The organism is Pseudescherichia sp., from assembly GCF_031979925.1.
Taxonomy (GTDB): Bacteria; Pseudomonadota; Gammaproteobacteria; order Enterobacterales; family Enterobacteriaceae; genus Pseudescherichia.
Map to the genome: position 1 here is coordinate 218,136 of NZ_DALZFB010000002.1, position 16,767 is coordinate 234,902.

Here is a 16,767-nt window from a genome sequence, read left to right on the forward strand (position 1 = left end):
TTATTCAGAAAATGCCGCAGTGAGAGGTTTTCTCATCTTCGTGTTTAGACATCTGGATAGCTGAGCGTGTTTTATCCAAATGTGCTAAAGCCAAAGCGCTTTTTTTTGTGCAAGTTTTAGGCAGTATGATTTCTGTACGAAATTATTTCTGAAAAATAGTCTTACAGACGGTAACTCGGGAAGGGTTGATACGAAATTTTGCTGACGTTTTGTTAACGAAAGTTGACAAAGTAGGGTAGAAGAAGGGCCAGCGAGTGCTGGCCCAAAGAGTGTTAGAACGTGGCGTTACGCGGCGTGCGTGGGAAAGGGATCACATCGCGAACGTTCTGAACGCCAGTTACATAGGCAATAAGGCGTTCAAAGCCGAGGCCAAAACCGGCGTGCGGTACGGTGCCGTAGCGACGCAGATCGCGGTACCACCAGTAGTCCTCTTTATTGAGGCCCATCTCAGCCATACGTGCATCCAGCACGTCCAGACGCTCTTCACGCTGGGAGCCACCGATGATCTCGCCGATGCCCGGTGCCAGCACGTCCATGGCGGCAACGGTTTTACCGTCGTCGTTCAGGCGCATATAGAATGCTTTGATCTCTTTCGGGTAGTTTTTGACGACTACCGGCGCTTTGAAGTGCTCTTCAGCCAGGTAACGTTCATGCTCGGAAGAGAGGTCCACACCCCAGTAAACCGGGTTCTCAAATGTCTTACCGCAGTTTTCCAGAATGGTGACCGCGTCGGTGTAATCTACCTGGGCGAAGTCTGCCTCGATGAAGCGCTCCAGGCGGGTTACGGCATCTTTATCTACGCGTTCAGCGAAGAATTTCATGTCGTCGGCACGTTCGGTCAGCACCGCTTTAAAGGCATACTTCAGCATCGCTTCTGCCAGCGCGGCGTTATCTTCGAGATCGGCAAAGGCGATCTCCGGCTCCAGCATCCAGAACTCGGCCAGATGGCGGCTGGTGTTGGAGTTTTCCGCACGGAAGGTCGGGCCGAAGGTGTAGATTTTCGACAGGGCGCAGGCGTAGGTTTCGCCGTTGAGCTGGCCGGAAACGGTCAGGAAGGACTCTTTGCCAAAGAAATCTTTGTCAAAATCAATCTTGCCCTGGTCATTGCGCGGCAGGTTTTCCAGATCCAGCGTCGAGACGCGGAACATCTCGCCAGCGCCTTCGGTATCGGAAGCGGTGATCAGCGGGGTAGAGACCCAGAAGAAGCCCTGCTCATCAAAGAAGCGGTGCAGCGCCTGCGCCAGGGTGTGGCGTACGCGAGCCACCGCGCCGATCAGGTTGGTGCGCGGACGCAGGTGTGCTACCTCACGCAGGTACTCGATACTGTGGCGCTTGGCCGCCATCGGGTAGGTGTCCGGATCTTCAACCCAGCCGGTCACTTCGACATGGCTTGCCTGAAGCTCAAAGCTCTGGCCCTGGCCCGGAGAGGCGACAACTTTGCCGGTTACGACCACGGAGCAGCCGGTAGTCAGGTGCAGGACTTCATTATTGTAATTGGGCAGAGAATTATTAATAACGGCCTGTACAGGATCAAAGCAGGAACCGTCATAGACGGCCAGGAAGGAGATGCCAGCTTTTGAATCTCGGCGGGTACGTACCCATCCGCGCACGGTGACTTCTTGGTCAACGGCGACGCGGCCCTGGAGTACGTCGGCTACAGGCACAACGCTCATAATAGTCTCTCTGTTAATTGTCCGAAAAATACGCATTCCACCCCAATGGGCGGTTTGTCTATGTTACCTGGCGTTCGCCATCAGACAAGCAGAATTAACAGTAAGAAGGGAAGAAATAAGAAATTAATAAGGAAAAGGGAGCCGAAGCGGCTCCCTGCACGGATTAGCTGGCCTTTTTAACCTGCGGCAGATCGAACGCTTCGCGCAGCGCCCGAACAAAGGCTTTATCGTGACAGATGGTTTTACCCGGACTATCGGAGAGTTTTGCCACTGGTTTGCCGTTACACTCCACCAGCTTGATGACAATATTCAGCGGCTTCACCTGAGGGATATCGCAGGTCAGGCGCGTGCCGATACCAAAGCTCAGATTGATCCGGGGGGAGAAGTGGCGATAGAGATCCAACGCTTTCTTCAGGTCGAGGTTGTCCGAGAAGACCAGCACCTTGCTGAGCGGATCGATACCCAACTTTTGATAGTGGGCAATCGCTTTTTCGCCCCACTCAACCGGATCGCCAGAGTCGTGGCGCAGGCCCTGATAGCGGGAGGCAAACTCCGGACCGAAGTCGCGCAGAAAAGCGTCCATGGTGATGCAGTCGGTCAGGGCGATCCCTAGCTGGTCCGGGTATTCCGTCAGCCAGGCGGCAAGGGCGGCGCGCTGGCTGGTCGCCAGTTCGGGGCTGATCTGCTGGTGCGCCTGGAACCACTCGTGCGCCTGGGTACCCATCGGGGTCAAATCCAGGCGGCGGGCGAGATCGTAGTTGCTGGTGCCAACAAACCACGGCTCCCGTTGCAGGCGCTCAACGATGGCCTGCTGTACGTCGCGGGAGAAGCGGCGGCGGGTGCCGAAATCCATCAGGCGGAAGCGGGACATATCCAGCCCGGCAGTGAGCTGAGAGAAATTCGCCAGCTTCTCTTCGAGGGTGGATAGCGCTTCGCTAACGCCGGCATCCGGCGAGCGGTAGCGGTGTACCACCTCGCTAATCACTGCCAGCAGCGGCACCTCCCACATGATCACCTCGCGCCAGGGGCCAGCGAGACGAATAGAGAGCTTGCCCTGGTCGTTGGTAATCACCACCTGGCCTGGGTCATAGCGGAACGCCCGCAGCCAGTCGAGATAGTCGGCGCGGAAGAAGGGGAGGCCGGAGAGCCACTGGTATTCATCATCCTGCAAGCGCAGGTGCTGCATAGCCTCTACCTGCTCGCGGATAGCATCGGCATAGATGCCCAGCAGGTCGTCGCCCCGGCAGCGAAACTCTGCTGACACGTGGACATCATAATATTGATGAAACACCGCCTGCTGCATATGCAGTTTATAGGCGTCGGTATCCAGCAGCGTTTGCAGAATAGGGGTAGCGAGTTGTGTCATGGTGCGCCGTAGCATCCTCTCACTTGAGCGTTTCCATCAAAGCCAAAGCAGATAAAGACGCAGGAGTATACCCTGATTATCGGTTTAATGAACCTGGATCACAACATAACAGCGTGAGATGGTCGAGGGCATTTTGTGCCCCTGTTATCAAAATGTAGCAAACAGCGCTTTTTACCCTGAAAAGATAACTATTGCGCATGGCGCGAACCGGGCAACAGGAATAGACTGAGCTGTTACCATACTGAGATGCTAAAGGTTTTTTATGACTCAACAGCCCCAAGCCAAATACCGCCACGACTACCGTGCGCCAGATTACCTGATTAGCGACATTGACCTGACTTTCGATCTTGATGCTGTTAAAACCGTCGTCACGGCTGAAAGCAAAATTTCCCGCCAGGGCGCAGCGGCCGAGCCTTTACGTCTTAATGGCGAAGATTTAACTCTCGTCTCCCTTCACGTGGATGGTCAGCCGTGGTCAGATTATCAGATTGAAGAGAGTGCGCTGGTTATCAATAATCTGCCGGATCGTTTTACCCTGCGCATCGTCAACGAGATTAGCCCGGCCGCTAACACCGCGCTGGAAGGGCTTTACCAGTCAGGGGAAGCGCTCTGCACCCAGTGTGAGGCCGAAGGTTTCCGTCATATCACCTGGTACCTTGACCGCCCGGACGTACTGGCACGCTTTACCACCAAAATCATCGCCGATAAGAGTAAATATCCGTTCCTGCTCTCCAACGGCAACCGCGTAGGCGAGGGCGATCTGGAGAATGGCCGTCACTGGGTACAGTGGCAGGATCCGTTCCCGAAACCCTGCTACCTGTTCGCGCTGGTAGCCGGTGATTTCGACGTGCTGCGTGACACCTATACCACCCGCTCCGGCCGCGAGGTGGCGCTGGAGTTGTTTGTCGATCGTGGCAACCTTGACCGCGCTCCGTGGGCGATGACCTCCCTGCAAAACTCCATGAAGTGGGACGAGGAGCGTTTTGGTCTCGAGTACGATCTCGACATCTATATGATTGTCGCCGTCGATTTCTTCAACATGGGGGCGATGGAGAACAAGGGTCTTAACGTCTTTAACTCCAAATATGTGCTGGCCCGCACCGATACCGCCACCGATAAAGACTACCTCGACATTGAGCGGGTTATCGGCCACGAGTACTTCCATAACTGGACCGGTAACCGTGTCACCTGCCGCGACTGGTTCCAGCTCAGCCTGAAAGAGGGGCTGACCGTGTTCCGCGATCAGGAGTTCAGCTCCGATCTCGGCTCCCGCGCGGTGAACCGCATCAGCAACGTGCGTACCATGCGCGGCCTGCAGTTTGCGGAAGATGCCAGCCCGATGGCGCACCCGATCCGCCCGGACAAAGTGATCGAGATGAACAACTTCTATACCCTGACGGTGTATGAGAAGGGGTCTGAGGTGATCCGCATGCTGCATACCCTGCTGGGCGAAGAGAACTTCCAGCGCGGGATGCAGCTCTACTTTGAGCGTCACGACGGCAGCGCCGCCACCTGCGACGACTTTGTCCAGGCGATGGAGGATGCCTCCAACGTCGATCTCTCCCATTTCCGCCGCTGGTACAGTCAGTCCGGTACACCGATTGTGAGCGTCCGCGACGACTACAACCCAGAGACCGAGCAGTATACCCTGACCATCAGCCAGCGCACGCCGCCGACGGCCGAGCAGGAAGAGAAGCTGCCTCTGCACATTCCGTTTGATATTGAGCTGTACGACAACGAAGGCCAGGTCATCCCGCTACAAAAAGAGGGACACCCGGTGCACCACGTGCTCAACGTCACCCAGGAGGAGCAGACCTTTGTCTTTGATAAGGTCTATTTCCAGCCGGTGCCCTCCTTGCTGCGCGAGTTCTCCGCCCCAGTGAAGCTGGAGTATAAATGGAGCGATCAGCAGCTGACGTTCCTGATGCGCCATGCGCGCAACGACTTCTCCCGCTGGGACGCGGCTCAGAGCCTGCTGGCGACCTATATCAAGCTGAACGTGGCCCGTCACCAGCAGGGTCAGCCGCTGTCGCTGCCGCTGCACGTAGCCGACGCCTTCCGGGCGATCCTGCTGGATGCCGACATCGATCCGGCCCTGGCGGCAGAGATCCTGACCCTGCCGTCTGCAGGCGAAATGGCCGAGCTGTTCGATATCATCGATCCGGTAGCGATCGTTGCCGTCCGCGAGGCGCTAACCCGCACCCTGGCAACCGAGCTTTCCGACGAGTTCCTTGCGGTCTACAACGCCCACAAGCTCGACGCCTACCGGGTTGAGCATGCGGATATCGGCAAGCGCTCGCTGCGCAACACCTGTCTGCGCTACCTGGCGTTTGGCGACGTTAAGCTGGGCGATACTCTGGTTACCCAGCAGTATCACTCTGCGGACAACATGACCGACGCGCTGGCGGCGCTCTCTGCTGCCGTCGCGGCGCAGCTGCCGTGCCGCGATACGCTGATGCAGGAGTATGACGATAAGTGGCATCAGGATGGTCTGGTGATGGACAAGTGGTTTATTCTGCAAGCCACCAGCCCGGCCAGCAACGTGCTGGAGACCGTGCGTGGCCTGCTTAACCACCGCTCCTTTACTCTCAGCAACCCGAACCGCGTTCGCTCGCTGATTGGCGCATTCGCCGGCAGCAACCCGGCGGCGTTCCACGCTGAAGACGGCAGCGGCTACCGTTTCATGGTAGAGATGCTGACCGAGCTTAACAGCCGTAACCCGCAGGTGGCGTCGCGTCTGATTGAGCCGCTGATCCGCCTGAAACGTTACGATGAAGGACGCCAGACGCAGATGCGTGCGGCGCTGGAGCAACTGAAAGGCCTGGAAAACCTCTCTGGCGATCTCTACGAGAAGATCGCTAAGGCGCTGGCCTGATAAATCGCCGGGCAGCAGCCTGCTGCCCGGTTTTTCCCCCTTTATTGCCTCTCTCCAGGAAATCGTTTGCGTTTTATCTGAATTAATTGCCCCAGGTCAATTCCCTTTAGCATCGCAATCGCACATAATACGCCCCCGGTTTGCACACCGGGAATCCAGGAGAGTTCATGTACTACCCCTTCGTTCGTAAAGCCCTTTTCCAGCTCGACCCCGAGCGCGCTCATGAATTTACGTTTCAGCAGTTACGCCGTATTTCCGGCACCCCTTTAGCCGCGCTGGTACGCCAGAACGTGCCGCAAAAGCCGGTCTCCTGCATGGGGCTGACCTTTAAGAATCCGCTTGGCCTGGCAGCGGGTCTGGATAAAAACGGCGAGTGTATTGATGCGCTGGGTGCCATGGGTTTTGGCGCTATTGAAATTGGTACCGTGACCCCGCGCCCGCAGCCGGGCAACGATAAGCCGCGTATCTTCCGTCTGGTCGAGGCCGAGGGGTTAATTAACCGCATGGGGTTCAATAACCTCGGCGTGGATAACCTGGTGGAGAACGTCAAAAAAGCCCATTTTGACGGCGTGCTGGGAATTAATATTGGCAAAAATAAAGATACGCCGGTGGAGCAGGGTAAAGATGACTATCTGATCTGTATGGATAAAGTCTATCCCTATGCGGGCTATATCGCGATTAACATCTCCTCGCCAAACACCCCAGGTCTCCGCTCGCTGCAATACGGTGAGGCGCTGGACGATCTGCTCTCTGCCATTAAAAATAAGCAGCGCGAGCTGCAGAATATTCACCATAAATATGTCCCTGTGGCGGTGAAAATTGCCCCCGATCTCTCCGTTGAGGAGTTAATTCAGGTGGCTGACAGCCTGGTTCGCCATAATATCGATGGTGTTATTGCTACCAATACCACGCTTGAAAGAGGGCTGGTGCAGGGAATGCGGCACTGTGATGAGACCGGTGGCTTAAGCGGTCGCCCACTGCAGCTAAAGAGTACCGAAATTATTCGCCGTCTGGCGCAGGAGCTGAATGGTCAACTGCCGATTATTGGCGTCGGCGGAATCGACTCCGTTATCGCCGCGCGGGAGAAAATCGCCGCCGGGGCAACGCTGGTGCAGATCTATTCCGGCTTTATATTTAAAGGCCCGCCGCTGATTAAAGAAATCGTTAACCATATCTAATCCTTTGCGTCTAAATGTTAACCAGGGGTTTATTTCCGTCCCTGGTTGTTTTATATTCCCCTCGATGTTGTTTATTAAACGTTCTCATTATTGACTTTTTGTGGTAAGCGGAACGCTAGCAACGGACACAAAAGCAGCAGGACGCTTGAGGGGGAGCGGAGAGGAAAATGCGAATCAAACCTGACGATAACTGGCGCTGGTATTACGACGAAGAGCACGATCGAATGATGCTCGATCTCGCCAATGGGATGCTGTTTCGCTCCCGTTACGCCCGTCGGATGCTGACGCCGGACGCGTTCGCTCCTTCCGGTTTTTGCGTAGATGACGCCGCGCTCTACTTCTCCTTTGAGGAGCGCAGCCGCGAGTTTGACCTCTCCCGGGAGCAGCGGGCCGAGCTGGTGCTGAATGCGCTGGTAGCGATCCGCTTCCTGAAGCCGCAGATGCCAAAAAGCTGGCATTTCCACTCCTACGGCGACAGCTGGCAGCCGGAGCTGGGCGAAGCCGCCAGCGTCTGGCTTAGCGATACCGCAGAGCAGGTGAACCTGCTGGTGGTGGAGCCGGGTGATAACGCCACCCTCTGCCTGCTGGCACAGCCCGGCGTGGTGATTGCCGGACGTACGATGCAGCTCGGTGACGCGATCAAGATCATGAACGATCGTATGCGACCGCTGCCCCAGATGTTCAGCCTGGAGCAGGCAGTTTAAGGTTCCAGCACCAGCGGCGTTTTAGGAATGCAGCTGCAGCTCAGGATGGTGCCGTCGTCGCCGATGGCGGACTGCTTCAGGGCGCTGACTTCTCCTTCCACCAGACGTACGCGGCAGCAGCCACAGATCCCGGCCCGGCAGGAGTAGGGCACACGGATCCCCTGGCTCTCCAGCTGCTCAAGCAGCACCTGCTGGTTATTCCCCGTAAAGCGCTCTCCCTGCCAGTCGATGGTCACCGTCGAGGCTGCCTGCTTCTCAACCTCCAGCGTCTCGACCGGCTCGCCTGCGCTATAGACTCGCGCCGGACCGCTCGCCAGCACGCTCACCTCATCACCGACGCGGATCACGCCGCTGTTGCGGGCAATCAGGTTCTGGCCGAAATCGACGTCGCCATTATCAACCGCGGTGCGGAACTGTTGCAGGGTATGCAGCGGCTCACCCGCCGGGTGCTTCTGTCCGCGCTCGGGGCTGATGGTGGTAAATACGCAGCGGCTACAGGGTTTAACCACATCAAAGATAACCTCGCCGATGCGCACGGTTTTCCAGGTATCCTCTTCCCACGCCTGCGCTCCGGTCACCACCAGGTTCGGGCGAAACTGCTCCATCTGGATGCTGGCCGGGCAGCGGCTCTGCAGATCGCGCAGCGAGGCGTCGTTGGTGAGCAGGTAGGGGAAGCCGTCAGCAAAGGAGAGCGGCACGCTCTCAAAGTGCTTCACGCGGCGGGTCGGCTCTTGTCCTACCCAGCGCAGCTGCACCTCGCGATTAAAAAAGCCGCTCAGCCACTGGTTGATCGCCGCGGGAGCGATTAATGCGGTAAAATGGTTTCCCCATACCTCCGTCGGTGCGGCGTCGCTGATAAAATCAGCAAAGCGGACCAGCGCGCTGCTGCCATCGGGCGCGGTGAGATGCAGGCCGTCATGCAGCGGCGACGGAATAAAACGCACCAGCTGTGGGTACTGGCGGGCGGTAATAAAGGTACCGTCGGGTTCAGTAACCATAAAGATGCGGTCAAAGGCCAGACCGCTGATGTCGGCCAGGGCGTGCGTGAGGCCAATTCCGCGCATCGATTTGACCGGATGAATAAAAAGCCGCGACAGGATAGCCACTGCGCCCTCCATGGGTGTGAAAATAGGGTCTCAACTTTATGACATCCAACTTATATTGGCTATAATGCGCAACAATTTTCTGCGAGTAAAAGTGACGATATGAATTCTCTGTTTGCCAGTACGGCCCGTGGGCTGGAAGAGCTGTTAAAAACTGAACTGGAAAACCTCGGGGCGCAGCACGCCCAGGTGGTTCAGGGCGGTGTCCATTTTGAGGGGGACACCCGGCTCATTTACCAGAGCCTGATGTGGAGTCGCCTGGCTTCGCGCATTATTCTGCCGCTGAACGAGTGCAAGGTCTACAGCGACCTTGATCTCTATATGGGCGTGCAGGCGATTGACTGGACGGAGATTTTCAACCCCGGCGCAACCTTTGCCGTACACTTCAGCGGGCTGAATGAGGAGATCCGCAACAGCCAGTATGGTGCCATGAGGGTAAAAGACGCCATCGTCGACAGCTTCACGCGTAAAAATATGGAGCGCCCGAACGTCGATCGTGAGCAGCCAGATATGCGTATCAACGTCTGGCTGAATAAAGAGACCGCCCATATTGCCCTCGATCTCAGCGGCGACGGTCTGCACCTGCGCGGTTATCGTGACCGGGCCGGGCTTGCGCCAATGAAAGAGACCCTGGCAGCGGCGGTAGTCATGCGCTCCGGCTGGCAGCCGGGTACGCCACTGCTCGATCCGCTCTGCGGCTCCGGTACCCTGCTGATTGAGGCGGCGATGCTCGCTACCGATCGTGCGCCGGGCCTGCACCGCCAGAACTGGGGCTTTAGCGGCTGGGCGCAGCACGACGACGCGCTGTGGAAAGAGGTTAAGGCCGAGGCGCAGACCCGCGCCCGTCGCGGGCTGGCAGACTACGGCTCGCGCTTCTACGGCTCCGACAGCGATCCCCGGGTGATCGATATTGCCCGCAGCAACGCCCGTCGCGCAGGCGTCGGCGAGCTGATCGACTTTAACGTCAAAGACGTCGCCCAGCTGACCAATCCGCTGCCGGAAGGGCCGCACGGTACAGTGCTCAGCAACCCGCCGTATGGTGAGCGTCTTGAGAGCGAACCGGCGCTGATCGCCATGCATAGCCTGCTGGGCCGCACGCTGAAAAACAGTTTCGGCGGCTGGAACGTCTCTCTGTTCAGCGCCTCGCCGGAGCTGCTCAGCTGCCTGCAGCTGCGCGCCGACCGTCAGTTTAAAGCCAAAAACGGTCCGCTGGAGTGCGTGCAGAAAAACTACTCCATTGCGGAAAACTTCGGTGATATCAAGGCCAGCGGCATGGCGGAAGATTACGCCAACCGCCTGCGCAAAAACGTCAAAAAGCTGGAGAAGTGGGCGCGCCAGGAGGGGATCGAGTGCTATCGCCTCTATGATGCCGACCTGCCGGATTATAACGTGGCGGTAGACCGCTACGCCGACTGGGTGGTGGTACAGGAGTACGCTCCGCCGAAAACCGTCGATGCGCAGAAAGCCCGTCAGCGCCTGCTGGATGTTATTGCCGCCACCATCGCGGTGCTGGGGATCGCGCCTAACAAGCTGGTGCTGAAGACCCGCGAGCGCCAGAAAGGCAAGAACCAGTACCAGAAGATGAACGAGAAGGGCGAATTCATGGAGGTGAGCGAGTACAACGCCCGCCTGTGGGTCAACCTGACCGACTACCTGGATACCGGCCTGTTCCTTGACCACCGTATCGCCCGGCGAATGCTCGGCCAGATGAGCAAAGGCAAAGATTTCCTCAACCTCTTCTCCTACACCGGCAGCGCCAGCGTGCATGCTGGGCTCGGCGGGGCGGCGTCGACCACCACGGTTGACATGTCACGCACCTATCTGGAGTGGGCCGAGCGCAACCTGCGCCTGAACGGCCTCACCGGTCGCCAGCATCGCCTGATGCAGGCCGACGTGATGGGCTGGCTGCGGGAGACCGACGAGCAGTTCGATCTGATCTTTATCGATCCGCCGACCTTCTCCAACTCCAAGCGAATGGAAGAAGCGTTTGACGTGCAGCGCGATCACCTGAGCTTGATGAAAGACTTAAAACGGATGCTGCGCAAAGGCGGCACGATTATGTTCTCAAACAACAAACGCGGTTTCCGCATGGACCACGACGGGCTGGCTGAGCTGGGGCTGAAAGCACAAGATATCACCCAAAAAACGCAGTCGCAGGACTTCGCCCGCAACCGTCAGATCCATAACTGCTGGCTGATTACCGCAGCCTGAGAGGAATAGAACAAGATGTCATTAATCAGTATGCACGGTGCCTGGCTGTCGTTCAGCGACTCGCCGCTTCTGGACAACGCCGAGCTTCATATCGAAGACAACGAGCGCGTCTGCCTGGTCGGACGTAACGGCGCGGGTAAATCCACCCTGATGAAGATCCTCAACCGTGAGCAGGGTCTGGACGATGGCCGTATCGTCTATGAGCAGGATCTGGTCGTGGCGCGCCTGCAGCAGGATCCACCGCGTAACGTTGCCGGTAGCGTCTACGACTTTGTTGCCGAGGGGATCTCGGAGCAGGCCGAATACCTCAAGGGTTATCATGAGATCTCCCATCTGGTTATGAGCGATCCGAGCGAAAAAAACCTCAACGAGATGGCGCGCCTGCAAGAGCTGCTGGATCACTACGGTCTCTGGCAGATGGAAAACCGCATCAACGAGGTGCTGGCCCAGCTGGGTCTGGAAGCCGATATGGCGCTGGCGTCGCTCTCCGGCGGCTGGCTGCGTAAGGCGGCGCTGGGGCGTGCGCTGGTAAGCAACCCGCGCGTGCTGCTGCTGGACGAACCGACCAACCACCTGGATATCGAAACCATCGACTGGCTGGAAGGGTTCCTGAAAACCTTCAACGGGACGATTATCTTTATCTCCCACGACCGTTCGTTTATCCGCAACATGGCAACGCGCATTGTCGATCTCGATCGCGGCAAGCTGGTTACCTACCCGGGCAACTACGACCAGTATTTGCTGGAGAAAGAGGAGGCGCTGCGGGTTGAAGAGCTACAGAACGCCGAATTTGACCGCAAGCTGGCGCAGGAAGAGGTGTGGATCCGTCAGGGCATTAAAGCGCGTCGTACCCGCAACGAAGGGCGCGTCCGTGCCCTGAAGGCGATGCGACGCGAGCGCAGCGAACGCCGTGAGGTGATGGGCAGCGCGAAGATGCAGGTTGAAGAGGCCGCCCGCTCCGGCAAGATCGTCATTGAGATGGAGAACGTGCACTACGGCGTGGACGGCAAAAAGCTGGTTACCGATTTCTCCGCCCAGGTCCAGCGTGGCGATAAAATTGCCCTGATTGGCCCGAACGGCTGCGGTAAAACCACGCTGCTGAAGCTGATGCTAGGCCAGTTGCAGGCTGACAGCGGGCGTATTCATATCGGTACCAAGCTGGAAGTAGCCTACTTTGACCAGCACCGTGCGGAGCTGGATCCGGATCGGACGGTGATGGATAACCTCGCCGAGGGCAAGCAGGAGGTAATGGTCAACGGTAAGCCGCGCCACGTGCTGGGCTACCTGCAGGACTTCTTGTTCCACCCGAAACGGGCGATGACCCCGGTACGGGCACTCTCCGGCGGGGAGCGTAACCGCCTGCTGCTGGCGCGTCTGTTCCTCAAGCCCAGCAACCTGATGATCCTCGATGAACCGACCAACGACCTCGACGTTGAAACCCTCGAGCTGCTGGAAGAGCTAATTGATGGCTACCAGGGTACGGTTCTGCTGGTAAGCCACGATCGTCAATTTGTCGATAACACCGTGACCGAGTGCTGGATCTTTGAAGGCCAGGGGCGGATTGGCCGCTACGTGGGTGGCTATCAGGATGCGCGAGGCCAGCAGGCTGCCTCTCAGGCGCAAAAACAGTCTGTTACTAAAAAGGTGACCGACGCCCCGGCGGCAAAAGCAGAAACTGTCAAACGCGGCGGGAGCAAACTAAGCTATAACCTGCAGCGGGAACTTGAGCAGCTTCCACAACGGCTTGAAGAGCTGGAGGCGAATCTCACCGCACTGCAGGCGCAGGTTGCTGACGGGGCCTTTTTCAGCCAGCCCCATGAGCAGACGCAAAAGGTGTTAGACGAGATGGCCGCCGCTGAGCAGGCGCTGGAAGAGGCTTTTGAGCGGTGGGAGCAGCTTGAGGCGCTTAAAAACGCGACGTAATTCAGGGAGTGCGCATGTGCGAACAACATCATGATGCCCGACACATTTTGTGTTCGCAGTGCGACCTGCTGGTGGCGCTGCCACCGCTGGCGCACGGGCATAAGGCAACCTGTCCGCGCTGCGGCCATACGCTGACCACCCGCTGGGATGCTCCCCGGCAGCGCCCGCTGGCCTACTCGGTGGTGGCGCTGTTTATGCTGGCGCTGGCTAACCTCTTCCCCTTTGTCTACATGAAGGTGGCAGGGGTCACCAGTGAAGTGACGCTGATGGAGATCCCCGGCGTCATGTTCTCGGAGGATTATGCCAGCCTCGGCACCTTCTTCTTACTCTTTGTCCAGTTTGTGCCCGCGTTCTGCCTGGTCACCGTTATCCTGCTGGTGAACCAGGTTCCGCTACCCGATGGCCTGAAACGCGCTCTGGCCCGCATCTTCTTTATTTTGAAAAACTGGGGGATGGCGGAGATCTTTCTTGCCGGGGTGCTGGTCAGCTTCGTGAAGCTGCTGGCCTATGGCGATCTCGGCGTTGGCAGCAGCTTCATACCCTGGTGCCTCTTCTGTATTTTGCATCTGCGCGCGTTTCAGTGTGTCGATAAGCGCTGGCTGTGGGACGACATCGCCCCTGCACCAGCGCTTGCCCAGCCGCTGCGGGTTGGGGTGCCGGGGATTCGTCAGGGGCTACGCTCCTGCGCCTCCTGCACGGCGGTGCTGCCCATCGACCAGACGGTATGTCCTCGCTGCCATAGCCACGGCCACGCCCGGCGCAGGAACAGCATCCAGCTGACGATGGCGCTGCTGGTCACCTCTATTCTGCTTTATCTACCGGCCAACATCCTGCCTATCATGATCACCGATCTGCTCGGGGATAAGATGCCCTCGACCATTCTGGCGGGGGTGATCTTGCTCTGGAGCGAAGGCTCTTATCCGGTAGCGCTGGTGATCTTTATCGCCAGTATCATGGTGCCGACGCTGAAGATGATCGCCATCGCCTGGCTCTGCTGGGATGCGAAAGGGCACGGCAGGCGCGATAGCGAGCGCATGCATCTGATTTATGAAGTGGTTGAATTTGTTGGCCGCTGGTCGATGATTGACGTTTTCGTCATCGCCGTACTCTCTGCCCTGGTACGCATGGGCGGATTAATGAATATTTACCCCGCAATGGGCGCGTTGATGTTTGCGCTGGTTGTCATCATGACGATGATTGCGGCTATGACCTTCGACCCACGCCTGTCGTGGGATCGTGAGCCAGAATCAAGCCAGGAGGAGTCGTAAAGCATGGAGACTAAAGGTGGGGAAGCCAAAGTGCAGAAGGTGAAAAATTGGTCACCGGTATGGATCTTCCCGATTGTCACGGCGTTGATCGGGGCATGGATCCTCTTTTATCACTACAGCCATCAGGGGCCGGAGGTGACGCTGATCACCACCAATGCTGAAGGCATTGAGGCGGGAAAAACCACTATTAAAAGCCGCAGCATTGACGTCGGCGTGGTGGAGTCGGCGACGTTAACCGACGATCTGACCCACGTTGAGATCAAGGCGCGGCTGAATGCCGATATGCAAAAGCTGCTGCACGGCGACACGGTATTTTGGGTTGTGAAGCCGCAGGTCGGCAGGGAAGGGATCAGCGGGCTGGGCACGCTGCTCTCCGGGGCCTATATTGAGCTTCAGCCGGGAACCAAGGGCGGCGTGCGTGACGATTACCAGCTACTGGACTCGCCACCGCTGGCACCGCCGGATGCGAAAGGTATTCGCGTGGTGCTCGACAGCAAAAAAGCAGGCCAGCTCACCCCGGGAGATCCGGTGCTCTTCCGTGGCTATCGCGTTGGTTCGGTGGAGACCAGCGTGTTCGATCCGCAGAAGCGCACCATGAGCTATCAGCTGTTTATCAACGCGCCTAACGATCGGCTGGTGACCAGCAACGTCCGCTTCTGGAAGGACAGCGGTATCGCCGTGGATCTCACCTCGGCGGGCATGCGCGTAGAGATGGGGGCGCTGACCACCCTGTTTGGCGGCGGCGTCAGCTTTGACGTGCCCGAGGGCAACGACCTGGGCCAGCCGGTAGCAGAGAAGACGGAGTTCGATCTCTATGACAACCAGCGTAGCATTCAGGAGTCGCTCTACACCGAGCACAAAGATTTCCTGATGTTCTTTAAAGACTCTATTCGCGGCCTGCAACCGGGCGCGCCAGTGGAGTTCCGTGGCATGCGCCTTGGTACCGTCGACAAAGTACCGTTCTTTATGCCGGGCCTGCGTCAGGCATTGAACGAGGACTACCGCATTCCGGTGCTGATCCGCATTGAGCCAGAGCGGATTGCAAGCCAGATGGGTGAAAGTCCGGATATCCTTACCAACCTGCCTCAGCTGCTGGAGCGCGGCCTGCGCGGTTCGCTGAAGACCGGTAACCTGGTCACCGGCGCGCTCTATGTGGATCTGGATTTCGTCACGAAACCGCCGCCGATCACCGGCATCCGCCAGTTTGGCGGCTACAGTATTATTCCAACGGTTAGCAGCGGGCTGGCGCAGATCCAGCAGCGCCTGATGGACACGCTGGATAAGATCAACAACCTGCCGCTGAATCCGATGCTTGAGCAGGCAACCGGCACGCTTGCCGAGAGCCAGCGCACCATGCGCCGTCTGCAAGCAACGCTGGACAACCTGAATAAGCTGACCGCCAGCCAGTCGGTGCAGAGTCTGCCGCAGGATATGCAGAAAACGCTACGCGAGCTGAACCGCAGCATGCAGGGCTTCCAGCCGGGATCGGCAGCCTATAACAAGATGGTGGCGGATATGCAGCGTCTGGATCAGGTTCTGCGCGAGCTGCAGCCGGTGCTGCAAACCCTTAACCAGAAGAGCAACGCCCTGGTCTTTGAGGCGAAGGGCAAAAAAGATCCTGAGCCGAAGGGGGCAAAACAGTGAAAAAAGGGATAATCGCCATGGCAGTGCTGCTGCTCAGCGCATGCAGCAGCAGCGAGGAGACTCGCTACTATCAGCTGCCAGAAAATCCGCGGCCGGTAGCCACGTCGCAGAGCATAATGGCCGCCAGCCCCGGACAGGGGCAGCGCCAGCTGTGGATCGAGCAGGTCTCGGTGCCGGACTACCTGGCTGGCAACGGCGTGGTCTACCAGACCAGCGACGTGCAGTACGTTATCGCCAGTAACAACCTGTGGGCCAGTCCGCTCGACCAGCAGCTGCGTACCTCGCTGGTAGCCAACCTCAGCCGCAATCTTCCGGGCTGGGTGGTGGCCTCCCAGCCGCTGGGCAGCGAACAGGATACCCTTAACGTCACCGTGACCGGCTTCCATGGTCGTTACGATGGGCACGTCATTGTGAGCGGCGAGTGGCTGCTTAACCACCAGGGCTCGCTGATCAAACGTCCTTTCTATGTGGAGATGACGCAGCCGCAGGATGGCTATGACGCGATGGTGAAGGTGCTTGGCGAGGCGTGGGCGCAGCAGGCCAGCAATATGGCCCAGGAGATAAACCGCTTACCCTAGTCTGCACTAAAGTTTGCAACTACAGCCTGCAACTAATCCTAAAAAGCCATGCTTTCGTTTACGGTAGCGTGGCTTTTTTTATGCTACTGGCAGGGGATAAACCTGTGCCTGCTCACATTTTTTGTACAAACGAACCTGTGTATATCTCACATTTATGACATTGGTATGAATTTTGTGCATTGACTGCGCGTGGCGATCGCGCTATTTGTTAGACGTGGTTGCACACTTTGTAGCCACTGTTTTC

General features: G+C 57.8%; 11 protein-coding genes. 8 read left to right on the plus strand and 3 right to left on the minus strand.

The genetic code is table 11. The annotated features are described in order from the left end of the window. Positions 1 to 272: 272 nt before the first annotated feature. Together asnS and pncB are read right to left on the minus strand one after the other, a co-directional pair. A complete protein-coding gene (gene asnS / locus RTM13_RS04380) occupies positions 273 to 1,673 on the minus strand; it encodes an asparagine--tRNA ligase (RefSeq protein ID WP_312210437.1) in 1,401 nt (466 codons plus the stop codon). 163 nt (positions 1,674 to 1,836) lie between these two features. Next, positions 1,837 to 3,039, minus strand: coding sequence for a nicotinate phosphoribosyltransferase (pncB, locus tag RTM13_RS04385; RefSeq protein ID WP_312210439.1), 1,203 nt, complete (start codon positions 3,037 to 3,039; stop codon positions 1,837 to 1,839). A gap of 262 nt (positions 3,040 to 3,301) precedes the next feature. Here pncB and pepN point away from each other — a divergent pair, with 262 nt between their 5' ends. The 3 genes from pepN (at position 3,302) to zapC (ending at position 7,796) form a co-directional block, all read left to right on the plus strand. Then, the gene (pepN, locus tag RTM13_RS04390; RefSeq protein ID WP_312210441.1) at positions 3,302 to 5,914 is read left to right on the plus strand and encodes an aminopeptidase N; all 2,613 of its coding nucleotides are present in this window, start codon (positions 3,302 to 3,304) and stop codon (positions 5,912 to 5,914) included. A gap of 167 nt (positions 5,915 to 6,081) precedes the next feature. Further along, positions 6,082 to 7,092, plus strand: a complete 1,011-nt coding sequence (pyrD, locus tag RTM13_RS04395) for a quinone-dependent dihydroorotate dehydrogenase (RefSeq protein ID WP_312210443.1) — start codon at positions 6,082 to 6,084, stop codon at positions 7,090 to 7,092. Positions 7,093 to 7,259: 167 nt separating this feature from the next. Then, positions 7,260 to 7,796 (plus strand): cell division protein ZapC, encoded by a 537-nt coding sequence (gene zapC, locus RTM13_RS04400; protein ID WP_312210445.1) that lies wholly within the window; start codon positions 7,260 to 7,262, stop codon positions 7,794 to 7,796. On the opposite strand, the gene RTM13_RS04405 is transcribed toward zapC, so the two are convergent. Beyond that, positions 7,793 to 8,902, minus strand: coding sequence for a YcbX family protein (locus RTM13_RS04405; protein ID WP_312210447.1), 1,110 nt, complete (start codon positions 8,900 to 8,902; stop codon positions 7,793 to 7,795). The genes zapC and RTM13_RS04405 overlap by 4 nt on opposite strands. Before the next feature lie 99 nt (positions 8,903 to 9,001). Here RTM13_RS04405 and rlmKL point away from each other — a divergent pair, with 99 nt between their 5' ends. The 5 genes from rlmKL to pqiC are packed head-to-tail and all read left to right on the plus strand — an operon-like array spanning position 9,002 to position 16,523. Then, positions 9,002 to 11,110, plus strand: coding sequence for a bifunctional 23S rRNA (guanine(2069)-N(7))-methyltransferase RlmK/23S rRNA (guanine(2445)-N(2))-methyltransferase RlmL (gene rlmKL, locus RTM13_RS04410; protein ID WP_312210449.1), 2,109 nt, complete (start codon positions 9,002 to 9,004; stop codon positions 11,108 to 11,110). A 15-nt stretch (positions 11,111 to 11,125) separates the two neighbouring features. Continuing rightward, positions 11,126 to 13,033, plus strand: coding sequence for an ABC transporter ATP-binding protein (locus RTM13_RS04415; RefSeq protein WP_312210450.1), 1,908 nt, complete (start codon positions 11,126 to 11,128; stop codon positions 13,031 to 13,033). A gap of 14 nt (positions 13,034 to 13,047) precedes the next feature. Next, entirely contained in the window at positions 13,048 to 14,301 is a 1,254-nt protein-coding gene (pqiA, locus tag RTM13_RS04420; RefSeq protein ID WP_312210452.1) for a membrane integrity-associated transporter subunit PqiA, read from the plus strand. 3 nt (positions 14,302 to 14,304) lie between these two features. Beyond that, a complete protein-coding gene (gene pqiB, locus RTM13_RS04425) occupies positions 14,305 to 15,945 on the plus strand; it encodes an intermembrane transport protein PqiB (protein ID WP_312210453.1) in 1,641 nt (546 codons plus the stop codon). Beyond that, positions 15,942 to 16,523 carry a membrane integrity-associated transporter subunit PqiC gene (pqiC, locus tag RTM13_RS04430; protein ID WP_312210455.1) on the plus strand — a complete coding sequence of 194 codons (582 nt, stop codon included), beginning with the start codon at positions 15,942 to 15,944 and terminating at the stop codon, positions 16,521 to 16,523. The genes pqiB and pqiC overlap by 4 nt, the downstream gene beginning before the upstream one ends. Positions 16,524 to 16,767: the final 244 nt, after the last annotated feature.

What these genes read in the sequence shown, in the direction of transcription:
- asnS (WP_312210437.1), bottom strand. Translation starts at nt 1,673, where the DNA reads ATGAGCGTTGTGCCTGTAGCCGACGTACTCCAGGGCCGCGTCGCCGTT.
- pncB (WP_312210439.1), bottom strand. Translation starts at nt 3,039, where the DNA reads ATGACACAACTCGCTACCCCTATTCTGCAAACGCTGCTGGATACCGAC.
- pepN (WP_312210441.1), top strand. Translation starts at nt 3,302, where the DNA reads ATGACTCAACAGCCCCAAGCCAAATACCGCCACGACTACCGTGCGCCA.
- pyrD (WP_312210443.1), top strand. Translation starts at nt 6,082, where the DNA reads ATGTACTACCCCTTCGTTCGTAAAGCCCTTTTCCAGCTCGACCCCGAG.
- zapC (WP_312210445.1), top strand. Translation starts at nt 7,260, where the DNA reads ATGCGAATCAAACCTGACGATAACTGGCGCTGGTATTACGACGAAGAG.
- rlmKL (WP_312210449.1), top strand. Translation starts at nt 9,002, where the DNA reads ATGAATTCTCTGTTTGCCAGTACGGCCCGTGGGCTGGAAGAGCTGTTA.
- RTM13_RS04415 (WP_312210450.1), top strand. Translation starts at nt 11,126, where the DNA reads ATGTCATTAATCAGTATGCACGGTGCCTGGCTGTCGTTCAGCGACTCG.
- pqiA (WP_312210452.1), top strand. Translation starts at nt 13,048, where the DNA reads ATGTGCGAACAACATCATGATGCCCGACACATTTTGTGTTCGCAGTGC.
- pqiB (WP_312210453.1), top strand. Translation starts at nt 14,305, where the DNA reads ATGGAGACTAAAGGTGGGGAAGCCAAAGTGCAGAAGGTGAAAAATTGG.